Source organism: Bacteroides sp. AM07-18, assembly GCF_003602695.1.
GTDB classification, from domain to species: Bacteria; Bacteroidota; Bacteroidia; order Bacteroidales; family Bacteroidaceae; genus Bacteroides; species Bacteroides uniformis.
In genome coordinates this window covers 457,802-480,686 of the sequence record NZ_QTLM01000001.1, presented here as the reverse complement: position 1 = coordinate 480,686, position 22,885 = coordinate 457,802, and the positions used below count along the sequence as shown (strand labels likewise).

23 protein-coding genes and 1 riboswitch are annotated in these 22,885 nt (G+C 46.9%); of the genes, 17 read left to right on the top strand and 6 right to left on the bottom strand.

The annotated features are described in order from the left end of the window. Positions 1-14 precede the first annotated feature (14 nt). The 3 genes from xylA to DW096_RS02275 form a co-directional block, all read right to left on the bottom strand. On the bottom strand, positions 15-1,331 hold the full coding sequence (gene xylA, locus DW096_RS02285) for a xylose isomerase (RefSeq protein ID WP_118930755.1): 1,317 nt from the start codon (positions 1,329-1,331) through the stop codon (positions 15-17). Positions 1,332-1,619: 288 nt separating this feature from the next. Continuing rightward, the gene (locus DW096_RS02280) at positions 1,620-3,095 is read right to left on the bottom strand and encodes a xylulokinase (RefSeq protein ID WP_120028660.1); all 1,476 of its coding nucleotides are present in this window, start codon (positions 3,093-3,095) and stop codon (positions 1,620-1,622) included. A 47-nt stretch (positions 3,096-3,142) separates the two neighbouring features. Continuing rightward, a complete protein-coding gene (locus DW096_RS02275; protein ID WP_005825541.1) occupies positions 3,143-3,874 on the bottom strand; it encodes an NUDIX domain-containing protein in 732 nt (243 codons plus the stop codon). A 398-nt stretch (positions 3,875-4,272) separates the two neighbouring features. Between DW096_RS02275 and fabD the strand changes: the two genes are divergently transcribed. From fabD to thiD, 10 genes are all read left to right on the top strand, one after another. Then, positions 4,273-5,160 carry an ACP S-malonyltransferase gene (gene fabD, locus DW096_RS02265; protein WP_005825542.1) on the top strand — a complete coding sequence of 296 codons (888 nt, stop codon included), beginning with the start codon at positions 4,273-4,275 and terminating at the stop codon, positions 5,158-5,160. 107 nt (positions 5,161-5,267) lie between these two features. Continuing rightward, on the top strand, positions 5,268-5,810 hold the full coding sequence (locus DW096_RS02260; RefSeq protein WP_165853727.1) for a hypothetical protein: 543 nt from the start codon (positions 5,268-5,270) through the stop codon (positions 5,808-5,810). Positions 5,811-5,884: 74 nt separating this feature from the next. Beyond that, a riboswitch (TPP riboswitch) is annotated at positions 5,885-5,975 on the top strand. A 70-nt stretch (positions 5,976-6,045) separates the two neighbouring features. Continuing rightward, complete coding sequence (gene thiS, locus DW096_RS02255; RefSeq protein ID WP_005837106.1) at positions 6,046-6,243, top strand: sulfur carrier protein ThiS; 198 nt, start codon at positions 6,046-6,048, stop codon at positions 6,241-6,243. Between the two features lie 5 nt (positions 6,244-6,248). Then, positions 6,249-6,899 carry a thiamine phosphate synthase gene (locus tag DW096_RS02250; protein ID WP_022402453.1) on the top strand — a complete coding sequence of 217 codons (651 nt, stop codon included), beginning with the start codon at positions 6,249-6,251 and terminating at the stop codon, positions 6,897-6,899. A gap of 23 nt (positions 6,900-6,922) precedes the next feature. Beyond that, a complete protein-coding gene (locus tag DW096_RS02245; RefSeq protein ID WP_034523178.1) occupies positions 6,923-7,699 on the top strand; it encodes a thiazole synthase in 777 nt (258 codons plus the stop codon). A gap of 13 nt (positions 7,700-7,712) precedes the next feature. Next, positions 7,713-9,395, top strand: a complete 1,683-nt coding sequence (gene thiC, locus DW096_RS02240; RefSeq protein ID WP_005837102.1) for a phosphomethylpyrimidine synthase ThiC — start codon at positions 7,713-7,715, stop codon at positions 9,393-9,395. 20 nt (positions 9,396-9,415) lie between these two features. Beyond that, complete coding sequence (gene thiH / locus DW096_RS02235; protein ID WP_005837101.1) at positions 9,416-10,549, top strand: 2-iminoacetate synthase ThiH; 1,134 nt, start codon at positions 9,416-9,418, stop codon at positions 10,547-10,549. A gap of 35 nt (positions 10,550-10,584) precedes the next feature. Continuing rightward, entirely contained in the window at positions 10,585-11,280 is a 696-nt protein-coding gene (locus DW096_RS02230) for a HesA/MoeB/ThiF family protein (RefSeq protein WP_005837100.1), read from the top strand. An 18-nt stretch (positions 11,281-11,298) separates the two neighbouring features. Further along, positions 11,299-11,892, top strand: coding sequence for a thiamine phosphate synthase (locus DW096_RS02225; RefSeq protein ID WP_005837099.1), 594 nt, complete (start codon positions 11,299-11,301; stop codon positions 11,890-11,892). A gap of 28 nt (positions 11,893-11,920) precedes the next feature. Further along, complete coding sequence (gene thiD / locus DW096_RS02220; RefSeq protein ID WP_005837097.1) at positions 11,921-12,748, top strand: bifunctional hydroxymethylpyrimidine kinase/phosphomethylpyrimidine kinase; 828 nt, start codon at positions 11,921-11,923, stop codon at positions 12,746-12,748. A gap of 108 nt (positions 12,749-12,856) precedes the next feature. On the opposite strand, the gene DW096_RS02215 is transcribed toward thiD, so the two are convergent. Beyond that, the gene (locus DW096_RS02215; RefSeq protein ID WP_005837095.1) at positions 12,857-13,504 is read right to left on the bottom strand and encodes a DUF4476 domain-containing protein; all 648 of its coding nucleotides are present in this window, start codon (positions 13,502-13,504) and stop codon (positions 12,857-12,859) included. A 168-nt stretch (positions 13,505-13,672) separates the two neighbouring features. Here DW096_RS02215 and DW096_RS02210 point away from each other — a divergent pair, with 168 nt between their 5' ends. The 4 genes from DW096_RS02210 to DW096_RS02195 all read left to right on the top strand — a co-directional run bounded on the left by DW096_RS02210 (position 13,673) and on the right by DW096_RS02195 (position 18,193). Further along, a complete protein-coding gene (locus DW096_RS02210; RefSeq protein WP_005837094.1) occupies positions 13,673-14,794 on the top strand; it encodes a DUF362 domain-containing protein in 1,122 nt (373 codons plus the stop codon). 64 nt (positions 14,795-14,858) lie between these two features. After that, a complete protein-coding gene (locus DW096_RS02205; protein WP_005837093.1) occupies positions 14,859-15,368 on the top strand; it encodes a hypothetical protein in 510 nt (169 codons plus the stop codon). A gap of 285 nt (positions 15,369-15,653) precedes the next feature. Continuing rightward, positions 15,654-16,463: a patatin-like phospholipase family protein gene (locus tag DW096_RS02200; protein ID WP_005837092.1), complete on the top strand. Its 810-nt coding sequence runs from the start codon at positions 15,654-15,656 to the stop codon at positions 16,461-16,463. Positions 16,464-16,495: 32 nt separating this feature from the next. Next, complete coding sequence (locus tag DW096_RS02195) at positions 16,496-18,193, top strand: alpha-amylase family protein (protein ID WP_005837091.1); 1,698 nt, start codon at positions 16,496-16,498, stop codon at positions 18,191-18,193. Positions 18,194-18,297: 104 nt separating this feature from the next. Here DW096_RS02195 and DW096_RS02190 read toward each other — a convergent pair whose 3' ends face one another. Beyond that, positions 18,298-18,528 (bottom strand): hypothetical protein, encoded by a 231-nt coding sequence (locus DW096_RS02190; RefSeq protein WP_005825572.1) that lies wholly within the window; start codon positions 18,526-18,528, stop codon positions 18,298-18,300. Between the two features lie 335 nt (positions 18,529-18,863). Here DW096_RS02190 and DW096_RS02185 point away from each other — a divergent pair, with 335 nt between their 5' ends. From DW096_RS02185 to DW096_RS02175, 3 genes are read left to right on the top strand one after another with little or no spacing between them, the layout of a single operon-like run. Beyond that, positions 18,864-19,529 (top strand): DUF2461 domain-containing protein, encoded by a 666-nt coding sequence (locus DW096_RS02185; RefSeq protein WP_005825574.1) that lies wholly within the window; start codon positions 18,864-18,866, stop codon positions 19,527-19,529. Positions 19,530-19,563: 34 nt separating this feature from the next. Continuing rightward, complete coding sequence (locus DW096_RS02180) at positions 19,564-20,010, top strand: YhcH/YjgK/YiaL family protein (protein WP_005825575.1); 447 nt, start codon at positions 19,564-19,566, stop codon at positions 20,008-20,010. A gap of 31 nt (positions 20,011-20,041) precedes the next feature. Further along, positions 20,042-22,051: an alpha amylase C-terminal domain-containing protein gene (locus DW096_RS02175; protein WP_005825576.1), complete on the top strand. Its 2,010-nt coding sequence runs from the start codon at positions 20,042-20,044 to the stop codon at positions 22,049-22,051. A 70-nt stretch (positions 22,052-22,121) separates the two neighbouring features. On the opposite strand, the gene DW096_RS02170 is transcribed toward DW096_RS02175, so the two are convergent. Then, positions 22,122-22,835, bottom strand: coding sequence for a hypothetical protein (locus DW096_RS02170; RefSeq protein ID WP_005825577.1), 714 nt, complete (start codon positions 22,833-22,835; stop codon positions 22,122-22,124). Positions 22,836-22,885 lie beyond the last annotated feature (50 nt).

Here is a 22,885-nt window from a genome sequence, read left to right as displayed (position 1 = left end):
AATTATTCATCAGATTAGCAGTACATATTCACGATTGCCTCATACAGTTCCTGCTTGCCGCTGGTCTGTTTCGGCTCACCGTTGGCTTTCGCGTATGCCACTACATCTTCCAGCGTCAGCTTGCCATCTTCGAATTCCTTGCCTTTACCGCTGTCGAAGGAAGCATAGCGGTCGGCCAGCATCTTCTTGTAAGGAGACTCTTCAAGCAGTTTGGCTGCACTTTCCAGGGCACGTGCCATCACGTCCATACCGGCGATGTGGGCAATGAAAATGTCTTCCAGGTCGGTGGAGTTACGACGGGTCTTGGCATCGAAGTTGGTACCGCCATTGCCGAAACCGCCGTTACGGATAATCTGCATCATGGCTTGGGTCAGTTCAAAGTTGTCGATGGGGAACTGGTCTGTATCCCAGCCGTTCTGGTAGTCGCCACGGTTGGCGTCAATGGAGCCGAGCATACCGTTGTCTACGGCTACCGCGAGTTCGTGCTCGAAGGTGTGGCCTGCCAAGGTAGCGTGGTTCACTTCGATATTCACTTTGAAATCCTTGTCCAGGTTGTGAGCCTTCAGGAAGCCGATAACGGTTTCGGTATCTACATCATACTGGTGTTTGGTAGGTTCCATCGGTTTCGGTTCAATCAGGAAGGTACCTTTGAAGCCACGGGCACGGGCGTAGTCACGGGCGATGGTCAACATCTGTGCGAGGTGCTCTTTCTCACGTTTCTGGTCTGTGTTCAGCAAGGACATGTAGCCTTCGCGACCGCCCCAGAATACGTAGTTCGTACCTCCCAGCTCGATGGTGGCGTCGATGGCGTTCTTGATTTGAACGGCGGCACGTGCCACTACATCAAAATCGGGGTTGGTGGCTGCACCGTTCATATAGCGTGCATGACCGAATACGTTGGCGGTACCCCACAACAGCTTGATGCCGGTTTCGGCTTGTTTCTGCTTGGCATACGCTACGATTTCCTTCAGGTTGGCCTCGTATTCTTCGATGGTCTCGGCTTCTTCGCAAAGGTCTACATCGTGGAAGCAATAGTATTCGATACCCATTTTCTGCATGAATTCAAAGCCGGCGTCCATTTTGTTCTTGGCAGCCTGAACCTTGTCAGCCTCACCGTTCCAGGGGAATTTCTTTGTTCCGCCACCGAACTGGTCACCGCCTTCTGCGCAAAGGGTGTGCCACCATGCCATGGCGAACTTCAGCCATTCGCTCATCTTCTTGCCCATGATTACTTTATCGGCATCGTAATAACGGAATGCCATCGGGTTCTTGCTCTCTTTACCTTCGAATTTAATCTTTCCTATTCCGGGAAAATACTCTTTTGTTGCCATAAGAATTTAATGTTTTAATGTGAGAATGTGCCAATGACAGACACATTCATCACGGGGTTAATTATTAATTTAACGTGAGTTCAATATAACTTTTGTTCGTTTTTTACCGGTTATGAGGTAAAAGACAAAAGAATTATTTTTAGACATAAGAACAAAAGAACATATTCGTAGCGTACTATAGCTTATATTTTTCTTTTTGTTCTTTTGTTCTTCTGTCTAAAAAAAGAATATTCTCTTTAGCTCATGTCTATACCGTTATAAGACAATTGGTTCATATCGGTATATTACTCACAATACCCAGTGCTTCCAACGTGCATATGCGTCGGCATAAGCCTGGCGGTCTGCCACTTTCGGCTCTATCACCTCGAGCTTCTCAAGCGTGGCAAATGCTTCGTTGTTGTCCTTGTATATGCCCGCACCGATTCCGGCGCCTTTGGCGGCACCTACAGAGCCGTCGGTATCATACAGTTCGATGACAGCTCCCGTCACACCGGCCAATGTCTCGCGGAACAGCGGACTGAGGAACATATTAGCCTTGCCTGCATGAATTTTCTGCACGGGAATGCCCATTTGCTCCATGATGTCGATTCCATACTTGAAAGAGAAAACGATGCCTTCTTGTGCCGCACGGATAATGTGCTGCTTGCCATGTTGGTTGAAGTTGATGCCATGAATGGAACAGCCGATTTCCTTGTTCTCCAGCATACGCTCCGCACCGTTCCCGAAGGGCAGGATGCTGATACCGGCACTGCCGATGGGGGCTTGCGCCGCCAGCAGATTCATATCGCTGTAAGAGATACCTTCGGGAGCAACGGTGCGTTTTACCCATGAATTGAGGATGCCCGTACCATTGATGCACAGCAGAACACCCAGACGGGTTTGCCCGGCAGCATGGTTGACGTGTGCAAAGGTGTTGACACGTGACTTGGGGTCGTAGTTCACCTCACCGTTCACGCCGTATACCACGCCGGACGTTCCGGCGGTGGAAGCAATTTCACCCGGATTGAACACATTCAGGGAAAGGGCATTGTTGGGTTGGTCGCCGGCACGGTAAGTGATAGGCGTACCTTCTTTCAGACCCAGCTCTGCGGCGGCAGCGGCATTGACACGTCCCTGCTCGGAGAAAGTCGGTTTGATGTCGGCAATCAGAGAGGAGTCGAATCCATAATACTCCATCAGAAAGTCGGCAACCCGGTTGTTCTTGAAATCCCAGAACATCCCTTCGGACAAACCGGACACCGTGGTACAGATGGTACCGCTCAACTTCATGGCGATATAGTCGCCCGGCAGCATTATCTTATGAATCTTTTCGTAAACGGAAGGCTCATTCTCCTTAATCCAAGCCAGTTTGGAGGCCGTGAAGTTGCCCGGAGAATTCAGCAGATGTGAAAGGCAAGTCTCCTCTCCCAATGTTTCGAAAGCCTTTTGTCCGTAGGGCACGGCTCTGGAGTCGCACCAGATAATGGCAGGACGCAACACCTGCTGGTTTTTATCTACACATACCAAGCCATGCATCTGATAAGAGATACCGATCGCCTTGATGTCTTCTGCGTTTACTCCGGATTCTGCCAATACCGCTTGTGTGGCCAGTTTCAAGTTTTCCCACCAGTTTCCGGGGTCTTGCTCTGCCCAGCCGGGCTTCACTGCGATAATTTCCGCTTCAGTCTTGGGGAAGAAGGCAGACGATACACACTTGCCGCTTTCCGCATTTACCAGACTCGCTTTTACAGACGAGCTGCCGATGTCATAACCTAATAAATACATTTCTATCAATATTAAAATGAAAGTGATATGAAGAATTTACAATCCGGCTACCGTCGGATTTTATTGTATATCTTTTTGTCGAAACGGTAGTAGCGTGCCGCCCGGTGGGCCACGCCCTGCTGTTTTTCTTCCAGGGGGACGACATACTCCATCAAGGCAATTTTTTTATGGAAATTGCGTACGTCGTACTGCTTGTCATACACCAGTTCGTACAAAGTGCGAAGCTGGGATGCGGTGAACTTACGCGGCAACAAGTCGAACAGTGAAGACGGGTTGAACTCGACGTACTGACGGACATAGGTAATGGCTTCCTTGATAATCAGGTTGTGGTCGAATGCCAGAGCCTTTATATCCGGCATGGCTACCCAACTAGCTTGATAATTGTCCAAATCACGGTTCAATGCGCGGTCTATCTTCACCAGGGAAAGATAGGCTATGGTGACAATACGCTCTACCTTGGACTGCATGGCACGTTCCAGCCAATGTACATCTCTGGGGTCCTTCGTACGGTTTTTTGAGCCGAATGCCTTGAATTGCATCAGATTGACGTTCTTCAGCCCCGTCAATTCATTCAACACCCGTTTGGCAGCTTCATCCAAATCCTCATCCATGTAAATCAAACTTCCGGGAAGCTTCATATCATGAAAGATTTCTCCTTCTTCCTCTCCTGCACGCTTAATCAGCAGAACCTTTAGCTGTTCTCCGTCAAAACCAATCACTACACAGTCCACAGAGATATGATTGTTTGCCAACGGCGTTTTTTGTTCTATGTTTTGCATAATATATCTCGTTAAGCGCTGCAAATATAAATAGGTTTTTCTAATTTGCAATAAAGGAAAAGAATATTTTTATAATATTATAAAGCATTATTTTTCAACTGAATACATATCTTACTTTATACAATATCATTTTCAGTTGTTATCGTATGGAATACAATATGTAATTTACAAGAATATACAAGAGGTCTAATTGTAGGAAGTACAATAAGGAGAAAGTGTTTCATTTATAAGTATTTCAGCCTCCGGATACCACAGAAGGCCCAAGCATACATATTGTATTTTAGCTTCCCTCCTTAAAGTAAGGGCATTGCACAAAAAACATCCGTTTGTGCGGTGAATATCAGAAAAACCTCTACCTTTGCAGCACTTTTTATTTAAACACTAAAAAACGAGTAAATATGAAAGCATTTGTATTTCCGGGTCAAGGTGCCCAATTCGTTGGCATGGGAAAGGACCTGTACGAAAATTCGGCATTAGCCAAGGAACTTTTTGAGAAAGCAAATGATATCCTCGGGTATCGTATTACTGATATTATGTTCAACGGAACAGATGAAGACCTGCGCCAGACTAAAGTTACCCAACCTGCCGTATTCCTTCATTCCGTTATTTCCGCCCTCTGCATGGGCGATGACTTTAAGCCGGAGATGACCGCCGGTCACTCATTGGGCGAGTTCTCTGCCTTGGTTGCTGCCGGTGCACTGAGCTTTGAAGATGGTCTGAAACTGGTGTATGCCCGTGCCATGGCTATGCAAAAGGCTTGTGAGGCACAGCCTTCCACTATGGCAGCCATTATTGCCCTGCCGGATGAAAAGGTTGAGGAAATCTGCGCTCAAGTAAGTGCTGAAGGTGAAGTTTGCGTGGCAGCCAACTATAACTGCCCGGGACAGATTGTAATTTCCGGTTCCATAGAAGGTATCAACAAGGCTTGCGAACTGATGAAGGCTGCAGGTGCAAAGCGTGCTCTGCCGTTGAAGGTAGGCGGTGCGTTCCACTCTCCGCTGATGAACCCTGCCAAAGTTGAACTGGAAGCAGCCATCAATGCAACAGAAATCCATGCTCCGAAGTGCCCCGTATATCAGAATGTAGACGCTATGCCTCATACTGACCCGGTAGAAATCAAGAAGAACCTGGTGGCTCAGCTGACAGCATCGGTACGTTGGACGCAAACAGTGAAGAACATGGTTGCCGATGGTGCTACGGACTTCACAGAGTGCGGTCCTGGTGCAGTGCTGCAAGGTCTTATCAAGAAGATTGCACCGGAAGCTACGGCTCACGGGATTGCATAATTCCTTAAATAGAATATTTTCAAGGCTGTCTTTCTTCAAATAGACAGCCTTTCTTGTTTTAATAGGCCATTTCCTTTATATTTGCCACTCACAACAAAATGGGATATATGGAAAAGATTACGGAGTTCAGAAATACCTTGGCAGTACCTATTCATAAGTTATCGATAGACTCTCTGGTACAAGAGGTATGCCTCTGCCCCGAGTATTTTGAAGATATATACCGATTGACATACGATGAAAAACAGACGGTGTCATGGCGGGCAATATGGGTATGCGAGAAATTGAGCGAAATCCATCCCGGCTGGTTCATCCTACTGTACGATGAAATCATTCAACGGCTGATAGACTGCACGCACGACGGTTCCAAACGTCTCTTATTATCTATACTGTATAATATTCCCATCCCTACTCCAATCTCCGTCGATTTGCTGAATTACTGCCTGGACCACATGCTATCTCCGCAAGAAAGCATAGGAGTGCAAGCCCTTTCCATCAGAATAGCCTATCTGCTTTGCAGGAAGGAGCCGGAACTGCTGCAGGAATTGCAACTGATACTGGAAAATGCAGAGCTTGATTTTTATTCAACTGGAGTCAGAACCACTGTTCGGAATACGCTGAAAAAGATACGTGCCACAAAGGGGCGCGAGTAAACAAAAAGTAATCACTGAAATAAAAAGTACGTTCTTTTGTTTTTTATTTCCGATTTTCCCTTACCTTTGTTGCCGTAAAGACAAAGGGGTGCCCCGACGGGCTGAGATTATACCCTCGAACCTGATGCAGTTAGTACTGCCGTAGGAATTGGATATTTCTTTCTTCACTGAACTTGCCGTAAAGACGCTTCTTTGTATTTACTTCCATTTGTTTTATTTCTTAATGAACAGAAAAATGAAAGTATTGGTCAACAACAAGGAAGTGAAAACCGGCGCCACTACCCTTTCACAACTTATCGAGGAACTTGCCCTACCGATGCAAGGCATTGCCGTGGCCGTAGACAACCGTATTGTACTTCGCACGGAATGGACAAAATGCATCCTGAGGGAATACATGCCCATCATCATTATCAAAGCAGCTTGCGGAGGGTGAGGAAGATGAAGGACGAGAGACTGAAAAACGGAGGAATGCAGTTCATCACGCACTATACGGAACGATATTCGTATCTGGATGCTGCACGCATGGCTCTTGAGGGCGGTTGCCGCTGGGTGCAACTGCGCATGAAAGACACCCCGGTGGAAACGATAGAACCCGTAGCTTTGGAAGTGCAGGCCCTTTGCCGGCAATACGGTGCCACCTTCATCATTGACGACCATGTGGAACTGGCAAAGAAGCTGCATGCCGACGGCGTACATCTTGGAAAGAAAGACATGCCCATAGCCGACGCACGCCGGATTCTGGGCGCGGAGTACATTATAGGCGGCACGGCAAATACCTTTGAGGATGTACTGCAACACTACAAAGCCGGTGCCGACTACATAGGCTGCGGCCCCTTCCGCTACACCACTACCAAGAAGAATCTGAGTCCGATATTGGGACTGGAAGGATATACAGCTATCATCCACCGGATGCAGGAGAAGGATATACACCTTCCGATAGTAGCCATCGGTGGAATAACCATAGCGGATATTCCAGCCGTTATGCAGACGGGGGTAAGCGGGATTGCCCTTTCCGGTACGGTACTGCATGCCGATAGTCCGGCAGATGAAATGAAAAGAATCATTTCTTTAATGGAGAATGAAAAATAAAGAATTAATAGATGACGACTGATATGGAAAAATTAGTGATTGCGGGACGTGAGTTCAACTCCCGCCTGTTTTTAGGAACCGGAAAGTTCAATTCCGATGAAGTGATGGAGCAGTCTATCCTGGCATCCGGCACAGAAATGGTGACGGTAGCCATGAAACGCATTGAACTGGACAACAAGGAAGACGATATGCTGGTACACATACAGCATCCCGGCATCCAGCTTCTACCCAACACCTCCGGCGTGCGCAATGCCGAAGAAGCTGTTTTTGCCGCACAGATGGCACGTGAGGCTTTTGGCACGAACTGGCTGAAACTGGAGATACACCCCGACCCCCGCTATCTGTTGCCGGATTCTGTGGAGACGCTGAAAGCCACGGAAGAACTGGTCAAGCTAGGATTTGTGGTACTGCCCTATTGCCAGGCCGACCCCACACTGTGCAAGAGGCTGGAAGAAGCCGGTGCCGCCACCGTCATGCCGCTGGGTGCTCCTATCGGCACAAACAAAGGACTGCAGACAAGGGATTTCCTGAGAATAATCATCGAGCAAGCCAATATCCCCGTAGTGGTGGATGCCGGTATCGGTGCCCCGAGCCATGCGGCAGAGGCTATGGAAATGGGCGCTTCGGCTTGCCTGGTGAATACAGCCATTGCAGTGGCGGGCGACCCCGTGACCATGGCGGTAGCGTTCAAGCAGGCTGTAGAGGCGGGACGCATGGCATACGAAGCAGGTCTGGGCATACAGGCAGATAATTTTGTTGCGGAAGCCAGCTCACCGCTGACGGCTTTTTTGAACCTATAAAACTGACAATGCAATGAACCAGAAGATAAAATTCCCCCGTTCCGAGAAAGTATATTTGCCGGGCACCTTGTTTCCCGAATTGCGCGTAGCTATGCGCAAGGTGGAGCAAGTGCCCAGTACGAACTTCGTTGATGGAGAAAAGGTACTTACTCCGAATCCGGAAGTGTATGTGTATGATACCAGCGGACCGTTCAGCGACCCTGCCGTCGAAGTGGATTTGAAGAAAGGGCTGCCCCGTCTGCGCGAGCCGTGGATACTGAAACGCGGCGATGTGGAGCAGCTTTCCGAAATAACGTCGGAGTACGGACGCATGCGCCGCGACGACCGGTCGCTCGACTCTCTGCGCTTTGAGCATATCACCCTGCCCTACCGCGCCCTTCAAGGAAAATGCTGCACACAGATGTACTATGCCAAACAAGGTATCATCACGCCTGAAATGGAGTATGTGGCGATTCGCGAGAACATGAACTGCGCGGAGCTGGGAATAGAGACACACATCACACCGGAATTTGTACGCCGGGAGATTGCTGCCGGACGCGCCCTGCTTCCTGCCAACATCAACCATCCCGAAGCAGAGCCGATGATTATAGGCCGTAACTTCCTGGTGAAGATAAATACCAATATCGGAAACTCCGCCACCACTTCCGGCATTGAAGAAGAGGTGGAAAAGGCTTTATGGAGCTGTAAATGGGGCGGCGACACGCTGATGGACCTCTCCACCGGAGAGAATATCCACGAAACGCGCGAATGGATTATCCGTAACTGTCCCGTTCCGGTAGGTACTGTCCCCATCTACCAGGCATTGGAGAAAGTGAACGGCAAGGTGGAGGACCTCACCTGGGAAATCTATCGCGACACCTTGATTGAACAATGCGAGCAGGGAGTGGACTACTTCACCATCCATGCCGGTATACGCCGCCATAATGTGCATCTGGCCGAGAAAAGGTTGTGCGGTATCGTGAGCCGTGGCGGCAGCATCATGAGCAAATGGTGCCTGGTGCACGACCGCGAGAGTTTCCTTTACGAACACTTTGATGACATTTGCGACATTCTGGCACAGTATGACGTTGCCATCTCTTTGGGAGACGGGCTGCGTCCGGGGTCTACGCACGATGCCAACGATGAAGCGCAGTTTGCAGAACTCGACACGATGGGCGAGCTTGTGCTGCGTGCTTGGGACAAGAATGTGCAGGCTTTCATCGAAGGTCCCGGCCACGTGCCCATGCACAAGATTAAGGAGAATATGGAGCGCCAGATAGAAAAATGCCACGATGCGCCTTTCTATACGCTCGGCCCCATCGTGACGGACATCGCACCGGGTTACGACCATATTACGTCTGCCATCGGCGCGGCACAGATAGGCTGGCTGGGTACGGCCATGCTCTGTTATGTCACCCCCAAAGAGCATCTGGCGCTGCCCGATAAGGAGGATGTGCGTGTAGGTGTCATCACCTATAAGATAGCCGCCCATGCCGCCGACCTGGCAAAAGGGCATCCCGGAGCACAAGTGCGTGACAATGCACTGAGCAAAGCACGTTATGAATTCCGCTGGAAAGACCAGTTTGACTTGTCGCTCGACCCGGAACGTGCGTTCAGCTATTTCCATGCAGGGAAGCATGTGGATGGGGAGTATTGCACGATGTGCGGACCGAATTTCTGTGCGATGCGGTTGTCGAGAGAATTAAAAAAGAAATAAATGGGAATTGATAGAGCACTATGTTTTCAGACGAATTAGAACATATATCCTGGGAGGAAACCACGGCACGCATCCATGCCAAGACAGATGCGGATGTGCGCCGTGCCCTCTCCAAAGAACATTGTAATGTAGAGGACTTCATGGCCCTCATCTCACCCGCTGCCACCCCCTATCTGGAGACGATGGCACGGTTGAGCAAGAAATACACCGAGGCACGATTCGGGAAGACCATCTCCATGTTCGTGCCTCTTTACATCACGAATTCCTGCACCAACTCTTGCGTGTATTGCGGTTTCCACATCAGCAACCCCATGCCGCGTACCATACTGACGGAAGAAGAAATCGTGAACGAGTACAAGGCCATCAAGAAGCTGGCACCTTTCGAGAATTTGCTGTTGGTGACGGGAGAAAATCCGGCCAAAGCAGGCGTGCCCTACATAGCCCGCGCACTGGACCTGGCAAAACCCTACTTCAGCAATCTGAAAATAGAAGTGATGCCCTTAAAGGCGGAAGAGTATGCAGAGCTGAAAGAGCACGGCATGAACGGTGTGATTTGTTTTCAGGAAACCTATCACAAAGCGAATTACAACATCTACCACCCCCGCGGCATGAAGTCCAAATTTGAATGGCGTGTCAACGGTTTCGACCGCATGGGGCAGGCAGGCGTCCACTCCATCGGCATGGGAGTGCTCATCGGTCTGGAGAAAGAATGGCGAACAGACATCACCATGATGGCTTATCACCTGCGCTATCTCCAAAAACATTATTGGCAGACGAAATACAGCGTCAACTTCCCCCGTATGCGTCCTTCGGAGAATGGCGGCTTCCAGCCCAATGTCATCATGAGCGACCGCGAACTGGCACAAGTCACTTTTGCCATGCGTATCTTTGATCATGATGTGGACATCTCCTACTCCACCCGCGAGCCTGCCGATATACGCGACCATATGGCAACACTCGGTGTGACAACCATGAGCGCCGAAAGCAAGACCGAGCCGGGAGGATATTACAGCTATCCGCAAACGCTGGAACAGTTTCATGTCAGCGACGAGCGCAAGGCTGTGGAAGTGGACAAAGCGTTGAAACGCCTGGGGCGCGAACCGGTGTGGAAAGATTGGGATGCGAGTTTTGATTTGAAGGCTTTCAAGAGATGAGTGACCGAATACAGAACCTTAATAACAATGAACAAATGAACCGATATGCCAGACAAACGTCCCTTCCCGAAATAGGCGAAGCCGGACAAGAGAAACTGCGTAATGCCAAGGTGTTGATAGTCGGTGTGGGAGGATTAGGTTCTCCCATTGCCCTCTATCTGGCGGGAGCAGGAGTCGGAACGCTGGGATTGGTGGACGATGACCAGGTCAGCATCAGTAATCTTCAACGTCAGGTTCTGTATGCTGAAGCTGACCTTGGGCAGCCTAAACCTCTATGTGGCGCCCGTAGAGTGCAGGGTTTGAACAGCGATGTAAACGTGGAAGTATACCCCTTCCGTCTGGACAAGAAGAATGCCGGAGAACTGATAAGGAACTACGATATAGTGGTAGACGGATGCGATAACTTCGCTACCCGCTACTTGCTGAATGACGTATGCAACGCTTGGGGCAAGCCCTACGTTTATGGTGCCATTCAAGGCTTTGAAGGCCAAGTGTCCGTCTTCTGCTACGGTGAGGGTGCAAAAAACTATCGTGACCTCTATCCGGATGAAGAAGGGACACTGCTCATGCCATCTCCGGACAAATCGGTTATCGGCGTAACCCCTGCCATTGTGGGTAGCGTAGAAGCCAATGAAGTGTTGAAACTGATTTGCGGCTACGGTGAACCCTTGGCAGGAAAGCTATGGACGATTGATTTAAGAACCATGCAGTCGTATATTCTCTCATTATAGACAAACATCCATAAAGATATGAAACTGATAGTCATTACCACGCCGCAATTCTTTGAAGGAGAAGCAGCGGCAGTTACCTCCTTATTCCAAAACGGTTTGGAAATACTCCATCTGCGCAAGCCGGGAGCTTCGGCAGAAGAGATGGAGTATTTCCTGCGGCAGTTGCCGATGGAATATATGCCACGCATTGTCACGCATGAGCAATTCCAGCTGGCATCCGTTTTCGGTCTGAAAGGAATTCATCTGAACGGGCGCAATCCGCAGATACCGTTCGGATATAAGGGACACATCAGTTGTTCCTGCCACTCTCTTGAAGAAGTGTTGAAACATAAATCAGATTGTAGCTATGTGTTCCTCAGTCCCATTTATGACAGTATATCCAAAGAAGGCTACTCTTCCGCTTACTCCTGCGATACCTTGAAGAAAGCACAGCAAGCAGGTATCATCGATTCCAACGTCATGGCATTGGGTGGCATCAGCCTGGAGCATCTTCCGGAAATAGCCGTTTTAGGTTTCGGAGGTGCCGTCCTGCTAGGAGACATCTGGCAGCAAGCGAAGGAAGATTTCATCCCCCACTTCCTCCACCTGAAACAGCTCTCCTCCCCCCTTTAATTTTTAATTTCTAATTTTTAATTATTTCATGCTTCCCCCTATTATCCTTTCCATTGCCGGTTCCGACTGTTCGGGCGGTGCAGGCATACAAGCAGACATAAAGACCATTTCCGCTTTGGGAGGTTATGCCGCTTCCGTCATCACGGCTGTTACTGCACAAAACACACTGGGAGTACAATCGGTTTATCCGATACCTGCGGATATGGTTAAGGCACAAATCACCTCTGTTATGGATGATTTAAGGCCGGATGCCGTCAAGATAGGTATGGTACATGATGCCGGTATTGTGACCACCATTGTCGATTGTCTTCAGACTTATACTCCGGAGTGTATAGTCTATGACCCCGTCATGATATCGACCAGCGGACGGCGACTGATGACCGAAGAAACCATACAAGTCATTAAGACGGAACTGTTTCCGCTATGCACCCTCATTACTCCCAACCTGAATGAAGCAAGCCTGCTTTGGGGGCAAACCATTACCGGTACTGTGGAGATGCGACAAGCGGCACAGGAATTATCCTGCAGATACAACACCGCTATTCTCGTCAAAGGCGGACATCTAGAGGATAATGACATGTGCGACGTGCTTTATTGCCGGCAACCTTCTGCCGGGGCTGACATCCTGCCATCCGGATGCATCCTCTATTCCAACCCCAAAATAGAGAGCCGTAACCTGCACGGCACAGGGTGTACCCTTTCCTCTGCCATAGCTACATTTCTTGCCGGTGGCAACAAACTCGATGAAGCGGTCTGCAAGGCTAAAGAGTATATCGGTACTGCGATAAACCGGGGGAAAGACATGAATATAGGGCACGGGAACGGTCCGTTATGGCACTTTCCTTTATCGGAATAAGAGCTCGTCGAAACGCATTATCTGTTTACCTTAAACGCATTATCTGTCAGCCTCCGATACATCATGTGTTTGGCACCAACGGACAATGCGTTTCGACATGTCTGCTTCTTAATAGCGTATGCCCAGAATTTTCTTGGCATCGTCTTTCTTAAACAGTGAATCAATGACGTCTAAAATCGCTTCGTAGTTTTCCGGATCTACGATATTGGGAGCGAATATTCTGAGGACTTTCATCTTGTCGTCATCAAAAGTATATAGTGCCATCAAACTGGCACATTGCACACAGTTCAGACTGTTGTTTCGGGCAACAGTTCTCATCATTTCGATTTGATCATCCTTGAAAGGGCGGGACTTCACTTTTTCATAAAAATGCCGGAAGTCTTCGGGGTGCATCCCCCTGACATAAACCGGAGCTGGAGAATCTATCACTACTTCACTGGGAACAACCGGCAACGTACGTGGCTCTCCGGAGAATGAGTCCATTGCAACGACTCTCCCACCTTCAAAAGTCACGACAATCTGAGTTCGGGTGATATTACTTTTACCGGACAGCACTCTGGAATATTCCCATTCTTCTATATCCCGGTCGAAGCGGCGATACTCTGGAGTTCCCAATATCTTGGTGACCTCCTGCCTGCTCATCCCCTTCTGGATACTGTTCAACACATCTACCTTAGCATCATAAAACAAACTGGAACAACTGCTGAATCCCATCGTCATTACCAGTCCCGCAATAATTAGTCTGATTGTTTTCATCTTATCGAGTTTTTAGTTGCCACAAAGGTAGGCAGAAACATGGATAGACCTCTTATTATCCCCCTATTTGTCAAAAGGGATTTCCCTACTTTTTTTAGCCATATACCTATTAATATGGAAATAATCCGTTATTTTTGCAGATACTATCACTATAAACAGGTAAAACACATGGAAAAAGCAAAAGTATACTACTCTGATTTGCGTACCTCCCCTACATCCAATCTTTTGGATAAAATGGAACGCTTGCTGAAACGGGCAGGCATCGAGCAACTCCCTTTGAAGGATAGCTTTGCTGCCATCAAAATCCATTTCGGCGAACCCGGCAATCTGGCATACTTGCGTCCCAATTATGCAGCTCGAATGGCAACCCTGCTCCGCAGCCTGGGAGCCAAACCTTTCCTGACGGACTGCAACACACTGTATTCCGGTCGTCGCGCCAATGCCGTAGACCACTTGCAAAGCGCGATGGAGAATGGGTTCAACCCCATTTCGGCCCAGTGCCAGGTCATCATCGGCGACGGACTGAAGGGAACGGACTACCGCGAAATCCCTCTGAACGGAGAATATTGTCCGGCACCCAAAATCGGTACAGCGATAGCCGACGCCGATATTGTAATCAGTATGAACCACTTCAAGGGACACGAACAAGCCGGCTTCGGCGGTGCTTTGAAGAATCTGGGCATGGGATGTGCCAGTGTAGGCGGAAAGCTGGAACTGCACTGCGCCTCGCAACCCAAGATTGACGTAGAAAGCTGCATAGGCTGCAACATCTGCGTGAAGCACTGCGCACACGACGCTGTGCACCTCAATACCAGCCGCAAGGCAGAAATAGACTACACCAAATGCGTAGGTTGCGGACAGTGCGTAGCCCTCTGCCAGCACGACGGTGCCGTGATGGGAGCCGAAGATACCTCCGAGCGCCTGAACTACAAGATTGCGGAATATGCCCTCGCTGTCGTTATGGGCAAGCCCCATTTCCACATCAGCTTCATCATGAACGTATCTCCCGAATGCGACTGCTGGAACCACAACGATGCCGCCATCGTGCCCGACCTCGGCATTCTGGCTTCGGCAGACCCGGTTGCACTGGACAAGGCATGTGCAGATATGGTCATCCAAGCCCCGATACTGCACGGTAACAATTGCCTTGCCACGGCACACGAGCACGACGACTTGTGTGGATGCGACAAGTTCCACTTGATGCACCCCGACACGGACTGGCTTGCCGGATTGCGCCATGCCGAGAAAATAGGATTGGGAACCATGGAATATGAATTGGTGAAGATTTGATTAAACCTTTTCAGTTTTAAACAGTCATACTAAAAATAGATTTATCAACTATAATATTATACAAATGGAAACATCTGCAAAACTTTATTCTTTGCCTTTCGGCAACGTAAAGACCTATCTATTCGTCCTGCTGTTCGTGGCAGGAAACATCGCCTTGCCGCAACTCTGCCATCTGGTCCCAGCAGGCGGTCCGACGTTGCTTCCCATCTATTTCTTTACACTGATAGCTGCTTATAAATATGGTTTCAAGGTAGGTCTGCTGACGGCTCTCTTGTCTCCGGTCATCAATCATCTGCTTTTTGCCATGCCTGCAGCAGCCGTGTTGCCGGCCATACTTATAAAGTCCGGTCTGCTGGCCGGAACCGCCGCTCTTGCTGCACGCTATGCCAAGAATATCTCTTTATTGGCATTGCTGGGTGTAGTCCTCTCCTATCAAATTATCGGTACGGTCTTTGAATGGGCGTTGTGCGGTAATTTCTTTCTGGCTGTGCAAGATTTCCGTATGGGGATTCCGGGCATGCTGATTCAGTGGTTCGGAGGATATGCACTGCTGAAAGCAATCGCAAAAAATTAAGCGTATATTCTCAAACAGTATCCCTTAATCCTAAAACTTTGTTCGCAAACTGCGGATACATATCCCCAGTTTGCGGATGTCTATCCCAAGGCTTGGGATAGACATCCGCAAACCATAAACAAAGTTTTTTCTTAACTGATAAAAACTTTTTCCCTAACTAAGAAAAACTTTCTCCTTAATAGAGAAGACTTTTCTCTTAATACTTTGAACTTTTTTCCGCTATTTTCCTTTCTCCCTACAATAAAATCATTAATTTCGTGCCGAACAATATATCATATTTTCAACATGGAAGTAGTAACGAACAACTGGTTCACTAAAAAATATCCAATAGGTTTTGCCTTAAGCGGCGGTTTCATCAAAGGCTTTGCCCATTTGGGTGCCATGCAATCCTTATTGGAACATGACATAAAGCCCAATATACTTTCCGGAGTCAGCGCCGGAGCCTTGGCCGGGGTATTCTACGCCGACGGCAATGAACCGCATAAAGTTCTTGACTACTTTGCCGGGCACAAGTTTCAGGACCTGACCAAACTGGTGATTCCCAAAGTCGGATTGTTTGAATTGGGAGAATTCATCGATTTCCTGAAAAGCAATTTGAAATCCAAAAAACTGGAAGAACTGCAAATTCCTCTGATTATTACAGCTACTGATCTGGACCATGGACGTTTGGTACATTTCCATAAGGGTGACATCGCCGAACGCATAGCTGCTTCGTGTTGCATGCCGGTATTGTTTGCTCCGGTCAATATAGACGGTACACATTACGTGGATGGAGGTCTGCTGATGAACCTGCCGGTCTCTACCCTCCGCCGTATATGCGAAAAAGTGATTGCCGTGAATGTCAGCCCTCTGATGGCGACCAAGTATAAAATGAACATTGTGAGCATTGCCTTACGTTCCTATAACTTTATGTTCCGCTCCAACTCTTTTCCTGAACGCGAGAAGGCTGATTTGCTGATAGAACCTTATAACTTGGAGGGATACAGCAATACAGAGCTGGAAAAGGCGGAGGAGATATTCATGCAGGGATATAATACGACCAATGATATATTGGAACGTCTGCTCATAGACAAAGGCAGCATTTGGAAAGAATAAAACAACCATTCTATAACATAGAAAACAAAGAAATGAACGACGAAAACAAATTGATTATTTATCAAGTGTTCACCCGACTATTCGGAAACAACAATAACCACTGCATCAATAATGGCAGCATCACCGAAAATGGATGCGGCAAGATGGCTGACTTTACAGCCAAGGCGTTGGGAGAAATCAAGAAGCTTGGCGCTACACATATATGGTACACGGGCATCATCGAGCATGCTACGCAAACTGACTACCGCCGTCACAATATCCAACCCGACCATCCGGCCATTGTGAAAGGTAAAGCCGGGTCTCCCTATGCCATCAAGGACTATTATGATGTCGATCCGGATCTCGCCAAGGACGTACCGGAGCGTATGAGAGAGTTTGAGAATCTGGTGCAGCGTACTCACCGTAGCGGTCTGAAGGTCATCATAGATTTTGTTCCCAACCACGTAGCCCGTCAATATCACTCGGATGCCCAGCCGGATGGCACTTCACAACTGGGTTCAAACGATGACACCAACTATGCGTTCAGCCCATATAATAACTTCTATTATATCCCGAAATCGGAACTGCATGGCCAATTTGACATGAAAGGTACAGCCGCCGAATCTTATAGGGAATTTCCGGCAAAAGCTACCGGAAACAACCGTTTTGACGCTTATCCAAACATCACCGATTGGTACGAAACTATAAAGTTGAATTATGGAGTGGATTATCAGAACGGCGGGACTTGCCATTTCGACCCCATTCCCGACACATGGACCAAGATGCTGGATATCATGCTGTTCTGGGCGGGAAAGAATATAGACGGTTTCCGTTGCGATATGGCCGAAATGGTTCCCGTAGAGTTCTGGGAATGGGCAATCCCGCAGGTAAAGGAGCAATATCCCTCCCTGCTGTTTATAGCCGAAGTCTATAACCCGGGAGAATACAAGAATTACTTGTTCCGTGGCAAGTTTGATTATTTATACGACAAAGTAGGACTTTATGATACCTTGCGGGCTGTTACTTGCGGGTATGAATCGGCAACTGCCATCACCCGCTCTTGGCAAAGTCTGGGAGGTATAGAAAAACGCATGCTGAACTTTCTGGAAAACCATGACGAGCAACGTATCGCTTCCGACTTTTTTGCCAGTAACCCACGCAAGGCGATTCCGGCACTCATTGTGTCAGCCTGCATGAACACCAATCCGATGATGATTTATTTCGGTCAGGAGTTTGGTGAGCTGGGCATGGATAGTGAAGGTTTCAGCGGCCGGGACGGACGTACAACCATCTTTGACTATTGGAGTGTAGATACCATCCGTCGTTGGCGCAATGGCGGCAAGTTCGACGGCAAGATGCTGACGGAGGACCAGAAACACCTATACAGCATTTATAAACGGCTACTGACTCTTTGCAATGAAGAAAAGGCCATCTCTCAGGGGGCTTTCTTCGATTTGATGTATGCCAATGTCAACGGATGGCGCTTTAATGAACATAAGCAATATACATTCCTGCGCAAATTTGAGAGAGACCTGCTGCTGTTCGTCGTGAACTTCGACCATATCTCGGCAGACCTTGCCATAAATATTCCTTCTCATGCTTTTGACTTCCTGCAAATACCGCAGATGGACCAGTACAAAGCTACGGAGCTGCTCAGCGGAAAAGAAGAAAACATAAGTCTGCTTCCCTACAAGGCTACTAATGTGGCCGTCGAAGGATATGGAGGAAAGATACTTAAGATAAAGCTATAACGGAGTCACAACTCTGGTGATTTATTAGATTTGGCACTGATTATGCAGAACAACACGGATTTCTTAATCGCTTCGTGGTTTTCCGCATAATCAGTGCCAAGTCTTTATTTGTTCTCTTCCATATATTCCTTCAGCCGATATAGCCGCGTGATGGCAGGATTATAAAAATCATCAGGATAATGTGCATCTATGTCACTCAGGTTAGCTTGCACAAAACGTTTCACATCCACTATGTTCTCAGCATCAGACAATGTTACACTTTGAGGGAAAGATGTGCTCTTTGCCCAATCTATCAGCGCTTTAACGCTATCTTCATCAAATTTATATTCGGCCATATTCTACATATTTTCTTGCAAAGATAGTGCAAACCGGATGCAGAATAAAATGACCCACCCATTTTTTTATGCTAAAGTTATCCTCATCTGCATGAACAAAATTCCAATTTGTTGTGTTATATAAATGTGTTTTTCATAGTATTAGATATAAGATTAATTAAAAGAGACGTACCCGCTTGTGATAAGTAAGTACATCAAAAACAGAAGCGTCTGTTTGATTGATAAATGTGTAAGGAGCATCGGTTTACCAGAGCCGATGCTTTTTTTTACCCTTCTTTGTAGCATGTTAGAAATATTATCCGTAAATTTGGCAGATAATAAGGAAAGAATATGATATGAATATCCCTGTTATATTTCAATTTTTGAAAGAACTGTCTGCAAACAACAATCGTGAATGGTTCAATTCTCACCGGGAACAGTATGAAGTCGCCCGCAGCGAGTTTGAAAACTTGCTTACAGTAATTATCTCCCGTATCTCTTTATTTGATGAAAGCATCCGTGGTATAGAAGCAAAGGACTGTACATACCGTATTTATCGTGATACACGCTTTTCCGAAGATAAAACTCCCTACAAGACACATCTGGGAGGATATATCAATGCGAAAGGAAAGAAATCCGACCATTGTGGCTATTACGTGCATCTGGAACCGGGAAACTGCTTGTTGGCCGGTGGAAGTTATTGTCCTCCCCCGCCCTTGTTAAGAGCTCTGCGACAAGCGGTATACGACAATATAGATGAATTTCGCAGTATAGTGGAAGATCCTGCTTTCAAGCAATACTTTCCCGTCATCGGAGAGAATTTTCTAAAAACAGCTCCAAAAGGATTTCCAAAGGACTATCCCTATCTGAAATACCTTCAGTGTAAAGAGTATACGGTTGCCTGCTGCCAGCCGGACAGCTTCTTTCTTGCTCCAGACTTTTTGGATCGTACGGACGACATCTTCAAGCAGATGAAGCGTTTTTCTGATTTTGTGAATTACACCATAGACGACTTTGAATAATTTACCTATATAACTAACTTAAAACATTTGAATTATGGTTATAGACAGACTTGAAAACATAGAAAAATATACTTTGCTGCATCCTCTATTTGAGCAGGCCATTGATTTTTTAAAATCACATGACTTGCACTCTTTGGAAATCGGCAAGACCGAACTGAAAGGAAAGGACTTGCTGGTCAACGTGGCGCAGACAAACCCAAAAGAAAAAGAAAATGCCAAACTGGAAACCCATAAAGACTATATTGACATTCAAATACCCTTGTCCGGTACGGAGATAATGGGTTATACCGCCGCCCAAGACTGCCTTCCGGTTGATGCTCCTTACAATGCGGAAAAAGACATCACTTTTTTTGAAGGACTGGCGGAGGACTATATTGCAGTGAAGCCCGGAATGTTTGCTATCTTTTTCCCTCAGGACGGGCATGCTCCGGGTATTACCCCTGACGGTGTAAAAAAAATAATTGTGAAAGTTAAAGCGTAAATTTATCAAATATCCAAAACTCATCCTCTTTATGGAAACATTGAATTTAATCAAGAATGACCCATGGCTGGAACCTTTTGCCGATGCCATCAACGGACGTCATCAACATGCCATAGACAAAGAATCGGAATTGACCAACAAAGGAAAACTAACCTTGTCTGATTTTGCATCCGGATACCTCTATTTCGGCCTGCATCGTACTGACGATGGTTGGGTTTTCCGTGAATGGGCGCCTAACGCAACCCAAATCTTTATGGTCGGAACTTTTAACGATTGGAAAGAAGAAAAAAAATATAGCTTGAAGCGTAAAGCAAACGGTAATTGGGAAATCAAGCTTCCTGCTGATGCCGTGAAACACGGTGACTTGTACAAGCTGATGGTACATTGGGACGGTGGTTGCGGTGAACGCATTCCTGCATGGGCTACACGTGTCGTACAAGACGAACAGACTAAAATATTCAGTGCCCAGGTTTGGGCTCCGGAGAAACCCTATAAAATGAAAAAGCGGGTTTTCAAGCCATCTACAGATCCTTTATTGATATATGAATGCCATATCGGTATGTCTCAGCAGGAGGAAAAGGTCGGTAGCTATAAGGAATTTCAGGAAAAGATTCTTCCACGTATCGCCAAAGAAGGCTACAACTGCATACAGATTATGGCTATCCAGGAACATCCCTATTATGGTAGCTTCGGATACCATGTTTCCAGTTTCTTTGCCGCTTCTTCCCGTTTTGGTACTCCGGAAGAACTGAAAGAACTGATTGATACAGCCCATAGCATGGGGATTGCCGTTATCATGGATATTGTCCATTCACACGCTGTGAAGAATGAAGTCGAAGGCTTGGGTAACTTTGCCGGTGATCCTAATCAATATTTCTATCCCGGTGGACGTCGGGAACATCCGGCTTGGGATTCGCTTTGCTTTGATTACGGCAAGAACGAAGTTATTCACTTCCTGCTGTCTAACTGTAAATTCTGGCTGGAAGAATATCATTTCGACGGCTTCCGCTTTGACGGAGTAACCTCCATGTTATATTATAGTCATGGTTTGGGAGAAGCATTCTGTAATTATGGAGATTACTTCAACGGACATCAAGACGACAATGCCATTTGTTATCTGACACTTGCCAACCGGCTTATCCATCAGGTCAATGCCAAAGCCATCACCATTGCCGAAGAAGTATCGGGAATGCCCGGACTGGCGGCAAAATATGAAGATGGCGGCTACGGATTTGATTACCGTATGGCCATGAATATTCCCGATTATTGGATTAAGACAATCAAGGAGAAAATAGATGAAGACTGGAAGCCATCCAGCATGTTCTGGGAAGTGACCAACCGCCGCAAAGATGAAAAGACCATCTCCTATGCGGAAAGCCATGACCAAGCTTTGGTGGGCGATAAAACCATCATTTTCCGCTTGATTGATGCGGATATGTACTGGCACATGCAGAAAGGAGACGAGAACTATACCGTAAATCGAGGCATTTCTCTCCATAAAATGATACGTTTACTGACTGCGACTACTATCAATGGCGGTTATCTTAACTTTATGGGCAATGAATTCGGACATCCGGAATGGATTGACTTCCCCCGTGAAGGTAACGGTTGGTCTTGTAAATATGCCCGCCGCCAATGGAATTTGGTGGACAACAAGAATCTGGCATATCATTATATGGGTGACTTTGATGCTGCCATGTTGGGAGTTGTAAAAAGCATAAAGAACTTCCAGGCTACTCCGGTCCAAGAAATATGGCATAATGACGGTGACCAGGTATTGGCCTATATGCGCAAGGACTTGATTTTTGTATTCAACTTCAACCCTAAGCAGTCTTTTACTGATTACGGTTTCTTGGTTCCTGCCGGAACTTATGAAGTTATTTTGAATACAGATAATCCAGATTATGGCGGTAATGGTTTGACGGATGATACCATCAAACATTTTACCATTCACGACCCGCTTTACAAAAAAGACAAGAAGGAGTGGCTGAAGCTTTACATACCGGCACGTACAGCTGTTGTACTGAGAAGAACTAAATAGTCATTTCATAACACAAAAAAAGAGGCAAATATCTGAATTGATATCTGCCTCTTTTTTATATATGAGTCTTTTATTTCACTTGACTGTCGATGAAGTTCAACATCGTTTTTGCATTATCCATCATCTTCTTTTGAGCTGGTTTGTCCGCAGAGAGCAATGGAATAAGTTTATCCAAATATTCTTTGGCTTCCTTGAATTCAACTTTTGCTTTTTCTACATCTGTTTTCATGGTATTGGCACCCTTACTATAATACAAAGAACCCAGACTGTTAAGTGCATTTACATTATCTGCTTGGATAGCTATGGCTTGTTTAAATGCTTCTTCGGCTGCATCCATCTTTTTGGCTTTCTGCGCCATGATACCTTGATTTACGTAATAAGTGGCATACAATTTAGTCAATGTCTTATTACCGGGATTTGCTTCCAGCCCTTCCTTTAAAGTGGCAACATACTCATCATTTTTCTTCAAATCTTTCAAAGCACCGGCTTTACCTATATAAGCATTTGCCAGGTTATACTTTTTCTGTACAGCAATATCAAAATACTTCAAAGCTTCGGCAGGTTTCTTTATCTTATCGGCACAAACGCCACAGTTATATGCAATTACGGAATCTTGGTTGTTTGTTTGTGTCAGATAAGTACTAAATTTTGTGTAAGCTTCCTGGTAATTTTTAGCTTCAAGAGCAGCCTTACCATCGTTGACCAACTGGGCAGGGTCAGCATTCTGCGCAAAGAAATTCGTAGCTGCACAACATAGTGCAATAGATAAGATTAATTTTTTCATATGCTTTAATTCATTTAAAAGTTGATTCCCAAAGTTAGTTTACAATGGTA